Annotated in this window: 15 protein-coding genes and 1 pseudogene; 5 read left to right on the top strand and 11 right to left on the bottom strand. The window is 72.8% G+C overall.

The annotated features are described in order from the left end of the window. Positions 1–95: 95 nt before the first annotated feature. From bfr to ACMCNN_RS16910, 3 genes are all read right to left on the bottom strand, one after another. The gene (bfr, locus tag ACMCNN_RS16900) at positions 96–578 is read right to left on the bottom strand and encodes a bacterioferritin (protein WP_412741457.1); all 483 of its coding nucleotides are present in this window, start codon (positions 576–578) and stop codon (positions 96–98) included. A 37-nt stretch (positions 579–615) separates the two neighbouring features. Further along, complete coding sequence (locus ACMCNN_RS16905) at positions 616–798, bottom strand: bacterioferritin-associated ferredoxin (RefSeq protein ID WP_412741458.1); 183 nt, start codon at positions 796–798, stop codon at positions 616–618. A 238-nt stretch (positions 799–1,036) separates the two neighbouring features. Then, on the bottom strand, positions 1,037–3,244 hold the full coding sequence (locus tag ACMCNN_RS16910; protein ID WP_412741459.1) for a hypothetical protein: 2,208 nt from the start codon (positions 3,242–3,244) through the stop codon (positions 1,037–1,039). Between the two features lie 186 nt (positions 3,245–3,430). Between ACMCNN_RS16910 and ACMCNN_RS16915 the strand changes: the two genes are divergently transcribed. Then, entirely contained in the window at positions 3,431–4,321 is an 891-nt protein-coding gene (locus tag ACMCNN_RS16915; protein ID WP_412741460.1) for a hypothetical protein, read from the top strand. Here the strand turns inward: ACMCNN_RS16915 and ACMCNN_RS16920 are convergent. The 7 genes and pseudogenes from ACMCNN_RS16920 to gvpJ all read right to left on the bottom strand — a co-directional run. Beyond that, a complete protein-coding gene (locus tag ACMCNN_RS16920; RefSeq protein WP_412741461.1) occupies positions 4,305–4,655 on the bottom strand; it encodes a gas vesicle protein K in 351 nt (116 codons plus the stop codon). The genes ACMCNN_RS16915 and ACMCNN_RS16920 overlap by 17 nt on opposite strands. After that, positions 4,652–4,837 (bottom strand): gas vesicle protein, encoded by a 186-nt coding sequence (locus ACMCNN_RS16925; protein WP_412741462.1) that lies wholly within the window; start codon positions 4,835–4,837, stop codon positions 4,652–4,654. Before ACMCNN_RS16925 ends, ACMCNN_RS16920 begins: the two co-directional genes overlap by 4 nt. Beyond that, positions 4,837–5,625 carry a GvpL/GvpF family gas vesicle protein gene (locus tag ACMCNN_RS16930; RefSeq protein ID WP_412741463.1) on the bottom strand — a complete coding sequence of 263 codons (789 nt, stop codon included), beginning with the start codon at positions 5,623–5,625 and terminating at the stop codon, positions 4,837–4,839. Before ACMCNN_RS16930 ends, ACMCNN_RS16925 begins: the two co-directional genes overlap by 1 nt. Beyond that, entirely contained in the window at positions 5,622–5,915 is a 294-nt protein-coding gene (locus ACMCNN_RS16935; RefSeq protein ID WP_412741464.1) for a gas vesicle protein, read from the bottom strand. Before ACMCNN_RS16935 ends, ACMCNN_RS16930 begins: the two co-directional genes overlap by 4 nt. Beyond that, positions 5,912–6,202 (bottom strand): gas vesicle protein GvpG, encoded by a 291-nt coding sequence (locus ACMCNN_RS16940; protein ID WP_412741465.1) that lies wholly within the window; start codon positions 6,200–6,202, stop codon positions 5,912–5,914. Before ACMCNN_RS16940 ends, ACMCNN_RS16935 begins: the two co-directional genes overlap by 4 nt. Continuing rightward, the gene (locus ACMCNN_RS16945) at positions 6,202–6,984 is read right to left on the bottom strand and encodes a GvpL/GvpF family gas vesicle protein (RefSeq protein ID WP_412741466.1); all 783 of its coding nucleotides are present in this window, start codon (positions 6,982–6,984) and stop codon (positions 6,202–6,204) included. Before ACMCNN_RS16945 ends, ACMCNN_RS16940 begins: the two co-directional genes overlap by 1 nt. A gap of 143 nt (positions 6,985–7,127) precedes the next feature. Then, positions 7,128–7,349, bottom strand: a pseudogene (gvpJ, locus tag ACMCNN_RS16950) (gas vesicle protein GvpJ); the annotation flags it as partial. A gap of 406 nt (positions 7,350–7,755) precedes the next feature. Here gvpJ and ACMCNN_RS16955 point away from each other — a divergent pair. The 3 genes from ACMCNN_RS16955 to ACMCNN_RS16965 all read left to right on the top strand — a co-directional run bounded on the left by ACMCNN_RS16955 (position 7,756) and on the right by ACMCNN_RS16965 (position 12,510). Then, complete coding sequence (locus tag ACMCNN_RS16955; protein ID WP_412741467.1) at positions 7,756–9,330, top strand: glycosyltransferase family 2 protein; 1,575 nt, start codon at positions 7,756–7,758, stop codon at positions 9,328–9,330. A 112-nt stretch (positions 9,331–9,442) separates the two neighbouring features. Beyond that, positions 9,443–11,566 carry an acyltransferase family protein gene (locus tag ACMCNN_RS16960; RefSeq protein ID WP_412741468.1) on the top strand — a complete coding sequence of 708 codons (2,124 nt, stop codon included), beginning with the start codon at positions 9,443–9,445 and terminating at the stop codon, positions 11,564–11,566. Further along, the gene (locus tag ACMCNN_RS16965; protein WP_412741469.1) at positions 11,563–12,510 is read left to right on the top strand and encodes a glycoside hydrolase family 16 protein; all 948 of its coding nucleotides are present in this window, start codon (positions 11,563–11,565) and stop codon (positions 12,508–12,510) included. The genes ACMCNN_RS16960 and ACMCNN_RS16965 overlap by 4 nt, the downstream gene beginning before the upstream one ends. A 51-nt stretch (positions 12,511–12,561) precedes the next feature. Here the strand turns inward: ACMCNN_RS16965 and ACMCNN_RS16970 are convergent, their stop codons facing one another. Next, on the bottom strand, positions 12,562–13,506 hold the full coding sequence (locus ACMCNN_RS16970; protein WP_412741470.1) for an LLM class F420-dependent oxidoreductase: 945 nt from the start codon (positions 13,504–13,506) through the stop codon (positions 12,562–12,564). Between the two features lie 79 nt (positions 13,507–13,585). Here ACMCNN_RS16970 and ACMCNN_RS16975 point away from each other — a divergent pair, with 79 nt between their 5' ends. Beyond that, on the top strand, positions 13,586–14,185 hold the full coding sequence (locus ACMCNN_RS16975) for a TetR/AcrR family transcriptional regulator (RefSeq protein ID WP_412741471.1): 600 nt from the start codon (positions 13,586–13,588) through the stop codon (positions 14,183–14,185). The last annotated feature ends 16 nt before the right edge of the window (positions 14,186–14,201 follow it).

Genomic DNA, 14,201 nt, shown 5'->3' on the forward strand with positions numbered 1-14,201 from the left:
TGGGGCCGCAGCCTCGGCCTGTCCCGTGGGGCCGCAGCCCGGGCCTGTCCCGTGAGGCCGCCGCGTCGTGGCCGGGCGACCGCGGCCCTGGACGGTTACTCGGCGGTCGGGTGCTCGACGACGTTCTGCAGGTACAGCGACTCGCCCAGGGTGTCGAGCAGCTGCAGTTGCGTCTCCAGGTAGTCGATGTGGTGCTCCTCGTCGGCGAGGATGTCCTCGAACAGCTTGGCCGACGTGACGTCACCGACCCCGCGCATGTACTCGATGCCGCGCCGGAGCCGGTCCACGGCCTCCACCTCGATCACCATGTCCGACTGGAACTGTTCACGGACGTTCTCGCCGATGCGCAGCGGGAAGAGCCGCTGGTAGTTCGGCAACCCGTCGAGGAACAGGATGCGGTCGGTCAGCACCTCGGCGTGGCGCATCTCGTCGATCGACTCGGCTCGGGTGTGCGCCGCCAGCTTGGTGTAGCCCCAGTTGTCCTGCATCTTCCCGTGCAGGAAGTACTGGTTGATCGCGGTCAGTTCCGCCGTGAGCTGCTCGTTCAGGAACTCGATGACCCGTTCGTCGCCCTGCATGAACGCGACTGTACCGATAGTCACCCAAATCGGGGCATCACGCCGCCAGCGTGTCCACGCCCGTCTCCTCGGCGATCAGGTCGTCGATGCGGTCGAGGCAGCTGCCGCAGCCCGTGCCGGCGCCGCAGGCGTCGCCGACCTCCTCCTCGTCGCGGGCGCCGCACCGGATCACCGCGCGCAGTTCACACTCGCGCACTCGAGCGCAGATACACACGTACATGTCCGGCGGCCCCGTCTCCCCCAATGCACCAGTAAGGCGAGCCTTACCTTAGGGGATGTGAGGCCGTCTCGCCACTGGACGAACGGGTCGGGACCGGCTGCCCGTCCGTATCAAACCTGCAGGTCAACCGGCCCGCCGAGCGGTCCGGTCCCGCGCGGCCGGACCGCTCGGAAGCCGGACCGCTCGGCGCCGGACTGCTCGGGGCCGGACTGCTCGGGGCCGGACCACCCGGTCGCGGTCAGGGGCGGAAGACCCTACGTCGTCTCTGCTGCCAGAGCAGCACCGTAACGCCACCGGCCAGCAGGGCCAGGCCGGCGCCGACCGCACCGACCACCGACGCGCCGGTGATCGGCAGGCCGCCGCCGGTGCCACCGGTCGGCGGCGTCGGCTCCCCGGCCGGCGGAGCGGGGGCCTGGTGCACCATCGCGTCGCCGCCCATCCAGGTGAGGTCCGGGTTCGCGGTGGTCTCGTAGCTCACCGGCGCCTGCACCGACCGGGCCACCGTCACCGGCAGCTTGGGGTGCTCCTTCTTGAAGGTCGTCGCGCTCACCGGTTTTTTCGGCGCCTGCGCGAAGTCCACCCCGCCCAGCACCAGCGGGACGGAGATCGTCTGGCCCGTGCCGTCCGGCACGTCACGGTGGTAGACGAACTCACCCTCGTTGAACGACTTCAGGTACGCGCGGTACGTGTCGAGCTTGTTCCACGGCACCCGCGCCGGCCAGCGGCTCGTGTCGTTGCTGTTGATGATCGGCGTGAACGCGGTGGTCTTCCTCGCCGCGCGCTGCCGCAGCCACTCGGCGGCCACCCGGCTGAGGTAGACACGCCGCAGGTCGGCGTACGCCGGATCGGTGTTCACGACCTTCTCCAGCTCGGGCAGGATGATCTGCTGGTAGGTAGCGACGTTCTCCCTGGCCTGCGCCTCGCTCTGCCGGCACGTGTACTTCTCCGGCTGGTTCTTCACCACCATGTACTCGGCGTTGACCTTGAGCGGCGCGTCGAGGATGTAGAGCCGCTCGCCCTCGTCGCGCACGGAGGCCGGCTTCGCGCTGATCCAGATCCGCAGCGGCAGGCAGGGCACGAGCGTGGGAGTGTCGAAGTGCAGCGCGTCCCACAGCCGGTCGCCCAGCGGGGTCTGCGGGTCGAGCAGCTTGGCGTGCGACCGTTTCAGGGTGAGGTCCGCGTCGAGCAGCACCCGGCCGGCGTCGGTCCTGGCGAACTTGTCGTCCATGATCTGGTCCGGGGTATCCGGGTTGAGGTTCACCCAGAACGCCGACGGCTGCAGCGCCAGCCAGGTGAACAGCGAGTCCGACGCCAGCTGCGCCTGCTCCAGACCACCGAAGCCCGGCTCGGCGTCCTCGTCCGGCACGTCGCCGGCCTCGAAGCCGTACCCGAGGCCCTGGCCGTTGTCGGTCTCCGAGACGTACCGCAGCTCCATGGTGGAGAAGTCGATGCCGCCGGGGCGGCGCATCCGCTGGTCCGGCCGCCCGGACTGGCGGGCGAGGTCGTCGTCGACCAGGGCCGCCTCGCGGGCCTGGTCGAGGTTGCGCCCGGACCCGGCGACCATGTCGTTGGCCGCGCCCCGCGCCGGCACGTTCGGCTTCGGGTTCATCAGCTGCGCGCTGGGCCCAGTGTTCGCCCGCACCGAGTTCACGGCGTTCGGGGTGGCCTGCATGAGGTGGTGATCCACGCCGGCCGCCTGCAACCGCCGGACCGTCGCCGCGGTGGGCTTGTCGCCGAAGACGTACACGACCCGGTAGCCCTGGCTCTTGGCGATCTGCGCGTCCTTGGCCAGCTGGGCGGCGTCGATCGTACGGCCGGACTTGAACTCGTATGCGACCTTCTGCTTGGCGTTGATCGCGTCGTAGCGCCGGGTCTCGCCGTTGGTGGTGATGTCGCCCTGGCAGATCCAGTCGTCGCCACCCAGGCCGATCTCCTCGACCAGCAGCTTCTCGAACGCCTTGCCGCGCGAGTCGTTGCCCTGGTTGGGGACGTAGCGCGACAGCCACTTGTCCCACGGCAGCGGCGGGCTCGGCTTCCGGCCGACCGGGTTCTGCTCCCACTTCCTGATCTCGGCGGCCTTGTTCGCCTGGTACCGGTTCCACGACGTGAACAGGTGCGGCACCGTGCCGGGCGACAGGCCAGCCGTGTTGGCGCCGTACTGCGACAGATCACGGGGCGTCGGCTCGGCGCGGCCCCGGACGTTCTCCCCCGGGTTGTCGTACTGGTACGGCCGCCCGTTCACCCCGTCGGTGGAGCGGCTGGCGCCGAGGCCGGGCAGGTCACCCTTGGCCGGCGGCCGCTTGGTGATCGCATACCCCGGAATGTCCCTGCACTTCGTGCCGACGGGCGCCGCGTACGCCGCGACCGGGGTGAACCCGACCAGCGCGGCGAGCACGCTGGTGACGACGACGGTGGCCCCGCTGCGCGCGAGTCGATGGAACCTCAAGACGTACGCCCCCTGGTTGTTGTCCGCAACGCCGGAATCGCGGAGCGGACTCTAACGAAGTTGACCAATGCGATGGGGGCATTACCCGGCACAGTGGACTGTCCGATGTGCACGTATGCAGGTGAGCGGCGAAGTGTGCCAACAACGGGTCAGCGCCGTCCGTGGCGGGCCGGTAGTCTGCCCGCCATGACGGATCCGCTGCCCGCCACAGACGCGCTCGAGGAATGGCGCGAGGGGATCCAGCCTGTGCTCGCGCGGCTGGAGGCCTTCGAGGTGCCGCCGGGCTTCCCGCTCGACTTCAGCGCGGATTCGCTGGCCCGGCTCGAACGGCTCCTGCGGGACGGGCCGCCGGGCGAAAGCCTGGTGGAGTCGGCGACGGCGTACGTCGGTGAGGCTCTGTTGCGGGTCGGCGGCGGCCGCTGGGACTGGGCGGACGGTCAGCCCGTGGTCCGGCCCGACGAGGCGCTCGGCCGGGCCCCGATCCCGCCGCGGGATCTGGTCGTCCGGGCCGACGGGATCGCCGCCGCGTGGGCGGGCCTGGCCGCCGCGGTCGAGGCGCACCGGGCGGCCCACCCCGGCTGGTCACCGGTGAAGGAGCCGACACCCGGCATGGGCGAGGATCTGAGCCCTGTCGTCCTGCCCTGGCTCAGCGACTGGCTGGCCGAGCGCGAGAAGGCCTTCCCGGCCTGGGCCGCCGATTCCGGCGTCGACCCGGAGACCTGGGATTTCACGCCCGGCTCGGTGGATGTGCTGGAGACCGTCGTGCGGCACCACCTGCCCACCGAGCAGGCGTTCACCGATCCCCGCCGGCACGACTTCGTGCAGGGCGCGGTCTGGTATTTCGGCGAGGTGGCGCGGCGGGCGAAGCAGGGCGCCCGGTGGCAGTACAACAGGTCGGAGCCCGGCTCCACGGATCGGCACCTCTCGGCGGAGCACAACCCGTGGGTGGGCCGGCCGTTCATCGAGCAGCGGATGGGCCGCGACATGCAGGCCACCGTGCCCGTCTTCGACCTGGAGTCCTCGGTCCTCGACGGCACGCCGGGCTACCTGAGCGGGCGACTCAACACCCTCCTATGACGCCACCGCCGTGCACGGACCGGCCGGGCCGGGGCGGATCGCTCGGGCCCAGCAGGGGGCCGAGCGGGCCCAGGTCGAGGTTGAGATCCGCGAGGGTGAGCCCGAAGTGGTCGCACAGGCGCGCCATGTGATCCTCCAGGGTCATCAGTGTGATCCCCAGCTTCTCGACCTGCTCCGCGGTCAGCTCACCGCCGTCGACCCGGCGCAGCGCCTGCCGCTCCATCAGCTGCCGGAGCAGTTCCACGACGGTGAGCACCAGCGTCGCGAGCCCCCGTTCGACGGATTCGGGCTCCAGTTCCAGGCGTGCGGCGGCATCGTTCCCCGGGGCGGTCATGCCCCCTCCCCGCCGCCCGATGGTCCCTGCACCGAACACAGCAGGGCCCGCAGCGAGACCCGTACCAGGTCGATGTCGGCGACGGAGATGACGACCTCGCCGGTGACCACGACCCCGCGGGCCAGCATCCGGTCGAGCAGGTCGACCAGGGGGACCGGCGTCGGCGCGGTGGCGGGGACCATCACGGCGATCCCGTCCCCGGCGGCTCGGCCACCGCACAGTACGGCGGCCAGGGCCCGGACATCTCGATCCGCAGGGCCGGGTCCACGGCTTCCAGCCCGGCAGCCGCCCCGGCGAAACGGGTGGTGTCGTCGTCGGACACCAGATACGCCGCGTTGAGCAGGGTCCACTGCCCGGCACCCGCCGCCCGGGGGTCGTGGGGTGGGTAACGGCGCGACACGGCGGCGTAGCCGGCCAGCGTCCGGTGGATCAGGTCGGCGCGCTCCGCCGCCTGTCGCAGCAGCAGCTCGCCGGCTCGACGTTCGGCGCGGCGCCGCAGGAGGAACGCCGTTCCCGTCCCGGCCGCGGCGGGAGGCTCCGCGACCGGCGGCTGCGGTGCGAGCAGGTGGAGGTAGGCCTTGACGCCCCATTCGGTGCGCCCGGCGGCCAGCCGCAGTCCCTCACGCAACGGTGCGCGCCGCTGGTCGAGCATGTCCGCCACCCCGGCGTCGTCGCGGTAGACGGTGCCGAGCCGGAAGGGCACCGACGCGGTGCGTGCGCGCAGGTCGGTCAGGACGCGGTGGTGGGCGCGGGCGATGCGCTCCACGTGGTCGCGGTCGTCGCCGGTCCCGGCGGTCGCGAACCCGGCCAACGGCACCCAGCCCACCACGGCGGCCAGCCCCGCCCGCTCGACAGTGAACAACGGCTCGTCCGCGACCCCGGTGAGCGCGGGCGCCGGGCAGGGCACCGGCACGACCGCATAGACCCACATTCCGCGTACGGGCGGGTCGCCTGCCATCGGTACGGTCATGGCAGCGCCCCCGGCGCGTCGCCGCGCACCGCGGGACGGCGGGCGGTGGACGACAGTGACGGGTCGTGCTCCCACCAGTCGATGCCCATCTCGCGTGCCTTGTCGACCGAGGTCACGAGCAGTCGCAGGCGGATGGTCAGCAGCTCGATGTCGAGCAGCGAGATCCTGATGTCGCCGGCCACCACGACGCCCGTGTTCAGCACCCGCTCCAGGATGTCGGCGAGATCGGCCGGCGGGGGCGGCGCGACGGGTGCCCGCTCGCCGCCCCAGCCGATCAGAGGCCCGCTCATCGCGACGCACCCGGCCCGGCATCGCTGGTGAGCGGGGTGGCCTCGGCGGCTGTCGGCGCGGTGTCGCCCGCCAGCAGGCGCGCCAGGAGCAGATCCTGCGCCTCGGCGCACTCCTGCTCGGTGATGAGGCCCGAGGCCAGGGCCAGGTCGGTCTGCGCGAGCCGGCGTCGGATCTCCACCGCCGGATCACCTTCGGCGCCGATCTGGTCCTGGATGTGCCGCGCCAGCCAGACCAGGCCGTGCAGCGGGACCAACGGCAGCGTCACCAGCCCGGACACCAGTCCCATCAGCCCTCCTCGTGGACGAGCGCGTCGGCGAAGTCGTACGGGGCCAGCGGCCCCAGCAGCCGGACGCGGGCCCGGCCCGCCCACTCGGCGGCCAGCCGTTCGACGGCGTCCTCGAACCGGGGCCGGACCTCGTGCTCGACCAGGAACGCGACGCACGCGGCCTCGTCGCGGGCGCCGGACGGCCGGTTCACCGCGCCCACCCGGTACGGCGCCAGCACGTCCCGTACGTGTTGCCGGTCGTGGACGCGGGTGGCGGCGAGCGCGGCGGCCACCCGCTCACCGAGCCGCACGCGAGCACCCGCTCCCCCCGCCCCGGCGCGTACCAGGTCGCGCCACCGGGCGATGTCCGGCGCCGCGGCCAGCACCTCACCCAGCACGGCATCCTCGACGTGGCACACCGACACGAGGAACTGCGCCGTCCCGGCGAGCCGGCCGAGCGCGGCGGTGAGCGGCACACGGCGCGGTGCGAGCAGCCGCGTCACGACGGTCGCCGGGTCGTCCAGGACGACGCCGAAGCGGACCGGCAGCACCGGCACCGCGGCCGCCAGCCCGTCCAGGATCCGGGCGTGGTGGAGCAGGTCGCGGCGGCTGCCGAGGGCGTGGTCGCGGGCCACCGGGCTCACCACGGCGGCCAGGTCGCCGTCGCGGATCGTGGTGGGCGGCGGGGTGTCCGGGCCGACTCCGCACAGGCCGTCCGGGACGCGGGTGCCGGACGGCACGATTCCGTAGACGTACCAGCCGGTGGTGGCGGGCCGGGTCGCGTCGGTGGTCGCGGTGCTCATCGTGGCCGCTCCCGGACCGGCTCGTCGGCGCCGGACAGCAGGCCGACGACGGATTCGGCGGTGGACTGTTGAACCGCGCCGATGGCGCCCTTGGTGACCCCCTCGGCGACGCCCTGGACCAGGCCCGTCAGACCCTCCAGGGGCGGCACGCGGCCGGCGTCCAGCCGCGCCATCGCATCGGCGTACCTCAGATAGGTGTCGATGCTGGCCACGACGACCCGCGCCTCGACGGTCAGCACCTCGATGCCGACCAGGGAGACCCGGGCGAACGCGTCCACGACGATGCCCTTGTCCAGGATCATGCCCACCACCTCGGACAGTCCGCCCGAGGCCGACCGTTCCACGAGGGCCGCTTCCAGGCTCATGCCACATCCCACCCGTCGTACAAATAGATCGTTTCCGGCCGATCCGCCGGATGACAGTGGGGTTGCCGCTTTGACGCCGAAATAACCTCGAAACCGCGCCGATTTTCGGCGGCAGTCAGGCGGAGCGGAGACGCCGCTCCGGATCAAGGCGTACGGGGCGGGTCGACGGGCCCGCCGCGCGGCGCCGGTTGTGGCGGAAAGAACATTCCGCTCGGCACATTAACTCACCATTGTCGATGCCTGGTCAGACGAATGGAGCGGGTAACAATTGTCCACAAAGGATGAACGGACGTGACGGCACTCATACATCCATCCCGCGGCCCATTTCAGTTAACAAACCTATGCTTTTCTTGGAGCGGGGGGACGGCCTGTGGGGGGCCGCACACATGGACCTGGGAGCACCGTCATGCCCGCGTCAGCCGCGCTCGGCGCGCCGCCGGCCAGCACCGCCGTCGACATCGAAGAACCATCACCGCTACTGCCGGCACCGCCGGACGACACCGAACTGTATGCATATTTCGGCCCGCAACGGCGCTGGGTTCTGTTGTGCGTTTCACTGTCGTACACCTTCACGGCAGCCACACTCTTCTTCTTCTCGCTACGGCATCCCGCGCTGTGGGTCTTCCTCGGCGTTCTGGCACTCAATGCCGCAGCCTGGCTGCTGTCCTGTGTGGACGGACAACGCCTGCGCCGCATCACCCGCGACTCGCACGAGCTGCTCCTGCGCGCGTGGCGCCCGGCGCCCGCGCCGAGCGTGGACGTCTTCCTGCCCACCTGCGGCGAGCCGGTCGCGGTGCTGCGCAACGCGTACACGCACGTGGCGCGGCTGAGTTGGGCCGGGCCGCTGCGGATCTGGGTGCTCGACGACGCCGCCCGGCCCGAGGTCCGGGCACTCGCCGACGAGTACGGGTTCACCTACCGGACCCGGCCCGATCGGGGACATCTGAAGAAGGCCGGCAACCTCAACGACGCCCTCGCGCTCAGCGACGGCGAGTTCATCGCGATCCTCGACGCGGACTTCTGCCCGCGCCCGGACTTCCTGTCGCACCTGGTGCCGTACCTGGAAGCACCGGACGTCGGCATCGTGCAGAGCCCCCAGTGCTTCGACACCGACCCGGCGATGCCGTGGCTGCAGCGAGCCGCGGGCTCGGCCCAGGAGTGGTTCTTCCGCTGGCTGCAACCGTCCCGCGACGCCGACGACGCGGCCATCTGCTGCGGCAGCAACGCCGTGTACCGCCGGTCGGCGGTGCAGCGGATCGGCGGCTTCGCCCGCCTCGAACACAGCGAGGACCTGTACACCGGGCTGGCGATGCTGCGCGCCGGGTTCCGCACCCGGTACGTGCCCGTCCAGGTCGCCAAGGGCCTGTCGCCCGACACGCTGCCCGCGTTCGTCAACCAGCAGTACCGCTGGGCCATGGGCAACCTGCGGCTGCTGTTCGACGCCGACTTCCACCGCATGCCGGCGTCGTGGCGGCTGCGGCTGGCGTACGGCAACGGCGTACTCGGCTATGTGCTCGCCGCGGTGAACGTCTTCGCCGCGCCGCTGCCGCCGCTGGTGATGATGTTCGGCTTCCCGGCCGAGATCCGGCCCTGGCATGCGCTGCCGCTGCTGGCGCCGCTGTGGGTGTGGCTGGTGCTGCTGCCCTCGGTCTCGGCGACCCGCTGGCGGGTGGAGGTGATCCGGGCCCACCTGATGGTGAGCTTCGCCGGCGCGATGGCGCTGCTGCACACCCTGCGGCGCCGGTCGGCCGCGTGGGTGCCCACCGGCACCGCCGGCGGGTCCTCCCCGCTGGCCCGTACGGTCGGCCGGGTCGCCCTGGGCTGGCTGACCGTCACCACGGTCGCCGCCTGGGCCGGCGTCGCCTACGACGTGGCGCGCTACGGCTGGGCGCAGCACTGGGGCGTCGCGGGCTACGCGGTGCTCACCTCGTATCTGACCGTGCCGCTGGTGGCGGCCCTGTTTCAGGACGAGGACCGATGAGCGACGCCCGGGACCGCATCGGCTGGCCGGAGGCCATGGGCATCACCGCCGCCCTCGCCCTGCTCGCCCTGGTCGCCTCCGGCTGGGTGGACGCGATGCTGCCGTGGGCCCGGTGACCGCGCCCGTGACGCTGACCGCCACCCCGGCGCCGGCCACGCCGAGCCGCGCGGCGGCCCTGCGGTACCGGCTCAACTTCCGGCCCGACATCGAGGGCCTGCGGGCCGTCGCGATCCTCACCGTGCTCGGCTTCCACGCGGGCGTGCCGCACTTCTCGGGCGGCTACGTCGGCGTGGACGTGTTCTTCGTCGTCTCCGGCTTCCTCATCACCGGGCTGCTGCTGGCCCGCGTCACCGCCAACGGCACGTTCTCGCTGGCCGACTTCTACGCCCGGCGGGCCCGGCGCATCCTGCCCGCGGCCGGGGTGACGCTCGCCGCGACCGCGGCCGCCTGCTATCTGCTGCTGGCGCCGCTGGCCCGCGTCGACGTCGCGTACGACCTCATCGCGGCCGCGGTCAGCGCGGCGAACTGGCGGTTCGTCGCCGGTCAGACCGACTACCTGGCCGCACACGCCGAACCGAGCCCGGTCCTGCACTTCTGGTCGCTGGCCGTGGAGGAGCAGTTCTATCTCGGGTGGGCTCCGGTGCTGCTGCTGGTCGCGGTGCTGGCCCGCCGGTGGGGCCGCTCGGCGCTGCCGGGGATCGCGGTCGTGGCGGGCGTCGTGACGGCCGGCTCATTCGCGCTGAACGTGCGGTGGACCGCCGCGTCGGCGCCGCTGGCGTACCTGGGGTCGCCGTCGCGGGCGTGGCAGTTCGGGGCCGGGGCGACGGCCGCGCTGGCCGCGCCGTACGCGGCCCGGATGCTGGCCGGGCGCGGCGGAACCCTTGCGCGGGCGGTGCTCGGCTGGGGCGGGGTCGCCGCGATCGGATGGGCGACGGTGACCTTCGACGGGCTCACCCCGTATCCGGGGCTCGCGGCGCTGGTGCCGACGCTCGGGGCAAGCGCCGTCGTCCTCGCCGGACACCGGGCCGACGACCGGTCGGCCTCCGGCGTAGAGGTGGGCCGGTTGCTGGCCACCGGGCCGGCGCGGACGGTCGGGCGACTCTCGTACACCTGGTATCTGTGGCATTGGCCGGTGCTCGTGCTGGCGCAGGCGCGCCTCGGTGAGCTGGGCTGGCCCGCGCGGCTGGCGCTGGTGCTGGCGGCCGGTGTGCCGGCCGCGCTGACCACCCGGCTGGTCGAACGCCCGCTGCGGTTCTCGCTGGTGGTGGCCGCCCGGCCACGCCGGGGCCTCGCCGTCGGGGCGACCGCCGTGGCTGTGCCGCTGGCGGCCGCGCTGCTGCTGGGCAGCGGCGCGATCCGGATCCTGGAGGGCAACGCGCGCGACGCCGCCGGTCCCCTGCCCGCGGGCGCGGCCGCCGGACCCTGGCTGCTGGCCACACCCGGGCCGGACCACGGACCGGTACGCCCCGCGCCCGCGCAGGCCCGCACCGACTTCCCGCCGACCGCCGGCTGCGAGGTCCCCCCGGACGCCACCCGGAGCCCACCCTGCCGGTACGGCACACCGGGCTCCCCCGACCGGATCGTGCTGATCGGCGACTCGCACGCCGGGCAGTGGTTCACCGCCGTGGACGAGGTGGCGCGGCGGCGCGGCTGGTCGGTGGAGGTGCTGGTCAAGCAGGGCTGCCCGCTGCCCCGGCTGACCGTGCGCAGCCCCCAGCTGGGCCGCGACTACACCGAGTGCGACACCTGGCGCCGCCGGGCGCTCGACCGGATCGCCGCCGGGTCCCGGCCGCGCCTGATCGTCGCGGCCAGCCTGAACCGGTACACCGGCGACACTCGCGCGCTGGCCCGGGGCTGGGACGACACGCTGGACCGGCTCGTCGCGACGGGTGCGCCGGTGGCGTACCTGCGGGACACGCCCACGTTCGGCCGGGACGTGCCGACGTGCGTGTCGGGCGCGCTGGATTCCTGGAGCCGGTGCGCCGTCGGCCGGGATGTGGCGCTGCCACCCGACCGGCTCGCCGAGCGGCTGGCGCTCAGCGGCAGACCGGGAGTGTCGCTCGTCGACCTCACCGGCGCGCTGTGCCCGCCCGGGCCGCGCTGCCCGGCCGTACGCGAAGGGGTGCTGCTCTATCGCGACGGCGCCCACCTCACCAGCACCGCCGCCACCGTACTGGCGCCGCGCCTGGACGCCGAGCTGTCCCGGCTCGGGTTGCTGCCGGAGGCGGGCCGATGAGCCGCCGTGCAGAGCCGCGGCCGCCCGCGGCCCGCAGCGCAACGATGCGGCGGGCGGCGGGCGTCGTGGCCGCAGCGGTGCTGGCGATCACCGGATGCACCGCGCCGACAGCGGGGCCGACCGCTCCCTCGTGGACATCGGTGTGGCGCGACGACTTCACCGGCCCGGCGGGCGCGCGGCTGTCCGACCAGTGGCGGCACGACCTCGGCACCTGCTATCCGGGCTGCCCGGCGCCGCGCTGGGGCACCGGTGAGATCGAGACGATGACCGACGATCCGGCCAACGTCTCCCTCGACGGGGCCGGGCGCCTGGCCATCACGCCCCGCCGGGTGGCCGGGCAGTGGACGTCGGCACGGGTGGAGACCGCGCGCGCCGACTTCCAGCCACCGGCGGGTGGTGTGCTGCGCGTCGAGGCGGCGCTGCGGCTGCCCGACGTGAGCACCGCCGACGGCGCGGGCTACTGGCCGGCGTTCTGGATGCTCGGCGCGCCGTTCCGCGACGGGCACACCGACTGGCCGGGCGCCGGCGAGATCGACGTGATGGAGTCGGTCAACGGCCGGCCCGCCGTGGTCGGCGCCATGCACTGCGGCGAGCTGCCCGACGGCCCGTGCCGCGAGGCCCGCGGTGGGCTGGGCTCGCCGGAGCGGGCCTGCGGCGACTGCGGTCGCCGATTCCACGTGTACGCGGCGGAGCTGGACCTGTCGACCAGTCCCGCCCGGGTCCGGTGGTACCTCGACGGGGTGATGTTCCATCAGGTCACCGCCGCCGAGGTCGGCGAACCGGCCTGGAGCCGGGCCACCGCGCACGGTTTCTTCGTGATCCTCAACGTGGCGGTGGGCGGCGCGTTCCCGGCCGCTCTCGGCGGTGGGCCGACCACGGCCACCGTTCCCGGCAGGCCGATGCTGGTGGACTACGTCGCGGTGTCCGTGCGGCGGCCCGCATAGCGCCGCCGCGGCCGGTCGTCCAGGTCGGACGGCCGGCCGCGGACGCCGTCGTCAGGCCGCTGCGACGAGGGGCTCGAGCGCGGCACCCACCCGGGTGACCATGCCGGGCCGGTGGCCGTTGCGGATCAGGTTGATGGTGATGCCGTCGATGCCGGCCTTGAGCACCCGCTCGTGCAGCTGCTCGGCGACCTGATCCGGCGTGCCGAGGAAGGCCCGGTTGCGGCGGTCCTCGGGGACGGTCTCGCCGATCTCCTTCACCTCCTGCTCCGTCTCGCCCACCCCGCCCATGACCAGGTAGCTGGTCGCGAGCGTGGCGGGATCGCGGCCGATCTCCTCGCACCGCTGCCGCAGCGCCGCTACCTTGCGGGGCAGCTCCGCGACGTCGCAGATGATGTTCATGTGGTCGGCGAAGCGCGCGGCCAGCCGGAACGTCTTCTGCTCACCACCGCCGCCCAGCATGATCGGGATGGTGGGACGCAGCCGCGGGTTGTTCATCGCGCCGCGCGCCGTGTACCACTTGCCGTCGAGGGTCGCCTGCTCTCCCCTGAGCATCGGGGCGATGATGGTCAGCGCCTCCTCCAGCCGTTCGAAGCGCTGCCCGAAGGTCCCGAACTCGAAGCCGTAGTCGTGGTGCTCGCGCTCGAACCAGCCGGCGCCGATGCCGAGGATGGCCCGGCCGTGGGAGACCACGTCCAGGGTGGTCACCGTTTTGGCCAGCAGGGCCGGATTACGGTACGTGTTCCCGGTGACCAGCGTCGACAGCTGGATCGTCGACGTGGCCGACGCGAGCGCGCCGAGCGTCGTGTACGCCTCGAGCATCGCGTTCTCGGGCGCGCCGATGCCCGGCAGTTGGTAGAAGTGGTCCATCACCAGGACGGTGTCGAACCCGGCCGCCTCGGCCTCCCGGGCCTGCGCGGCGACGGTGTCGAAGAGGTCCTCGACCCTCCCGCCGGGGTAGGTGTAGTTCGGAATCTGGTACCCGAGCCGGATGCTCACAATGCCTCCGCCATGTAAGAGGGCTATCACTTGCTAATGTAAGAGGTCACTTACACCACCGGCAAGCCGGGGAGGCGACGTGTCGACAGACCGGGGCTATCACCACGGCGACCTCCGCGCCGCGCTGATCCAGGCCAGCTTCGAGTTGCTGGCCGAGTCCGGGCTCCCGCGCTTCTCGGTCGCCGCGGTGGCCCGCCGCCTGAAGGTCAGCTCGGCGGCGCCGTACCGGCACTTCCCGGACCGCGCCCACCTGCTCGGTGCGGTGTCGGCCGCCGCCGCCCACGACCTGCACGCCGAGATCACGGCCGCCGCTGACGCGGCGGCCCCCGACCCGGCCGACCGTCTGGCCGCCGCAGCGGGCGCCTACGTCCGGTACGTCCTGCGTACCGGCGCCGGATTCCCTGTCATCTTCGCCGCCGAGCTGTACGAACTCGCCGACCCCGAGCGCCGCGAGCGGACCCGCGCCCTGATGACCACGCTGATCGACCTGGCCACGGCCACCGGTACCCGGACATACCGGGAGGCCCTGCTGCTGGTCGAGGCGACGGTCGCCGTGGCACACGGGTACACGTCACTGTTCGTTGACGGCTTCTTCGCCCGTAACTCCAGCACCGTTGACGCCGTTGCCACCCGGGCCGTCGAGGCCGCCCATACCCTGGTCACGCCCGCGCGACCGTGAGCTGCACCTCGGTTGT

The organism is Krasilnikovia sp. MM14-A1004, from assembly GCF_047159485.1.
Taxonomy (GTDB): domain Bacteria; phylum Actinomycetota; class Actinomycetes; order Mycobacteriales; family Micromonosporaceae; genus Actinoplanes.

Coding starts and splice junctions, on each gene's coding strand:
- bfr (WP_412741457.1), bottom strand. CDS start 578: ATGCAGGGCGACGAACGGGTCATCGAGTTCCTGAACGAGCAGCTCACG.
- ACMCNN_RS16905 (WP_412741458.1), bottom strand. CDS start 798: ATGTACGTGTGTATCTGCGCTCGAGTGCGCGAGTGTGAACTGCGCGCG.
- ACMCNN_RS16915 (WP_412741460.1), top strand. CDS start 3,431: ATGACGGATCCGCTGCCCGCCACAGACGCGCTCGAGGAATGGCGCGAG.
- ACMCNN_RS16920 (WP_412741461.1), bottom strand. CDS start 4,655: ATGACCGCCCCGGGGAACGATGCCGCCGCACGCCTGGAACTGGAGCCC.
- ACMCNN_RS16925 (WP_412741462.1), bottom strand. CDS start 4,837: ATGGTCCCCGCCACCGCGCCGACGCCGGTCCCCCTGGTCGACCTGCTC.
- ACMCNN_RS16930 (WP_412741463.1), bottom strand. CDS start 5,625: ATGACCGTACCGATGGCAGGCGACCCGCCCGTACGCGGAATGTGGGTC.
- ACMCNN_RS16935 (WP_412741464.1), bottom strand. CDS start 5,915: ATGAGCGGGCCTCTGATCGGCTGGGGCGGCGAGCGGGCACCCGTCGCG.
- ACMCNN_RS16940 (WP_412741465.1), bottom strand. CDS start 6,202: ATGGGACTGGTGTCCGGGCTGGTGACGCTGCCGTTGGTCCCGCTGCAC.
- ACMCNN_RS16945 (WP_412741466.1), bottom strand. CDS start 6,984: ATGAGCACCGCGACCACCGACGCGACCCGGCCCGCCACCACCGGCTGG.
- ACMCNN_RS16955 (WP_412741467.1), top strand. CDS start 7,756: ATGCCCGCGTCAGCCGCGCTCGGCGCGCCGCCGGCCAGCACCGCCGTC.
- ACMCNN_RS16965 (WP_412741469.1), top strand. CDS start 11,563: ATGAGCCGCCGTGCAGAGCCGCGGCCGCCCGCGGCCCGCAGCGCAACG.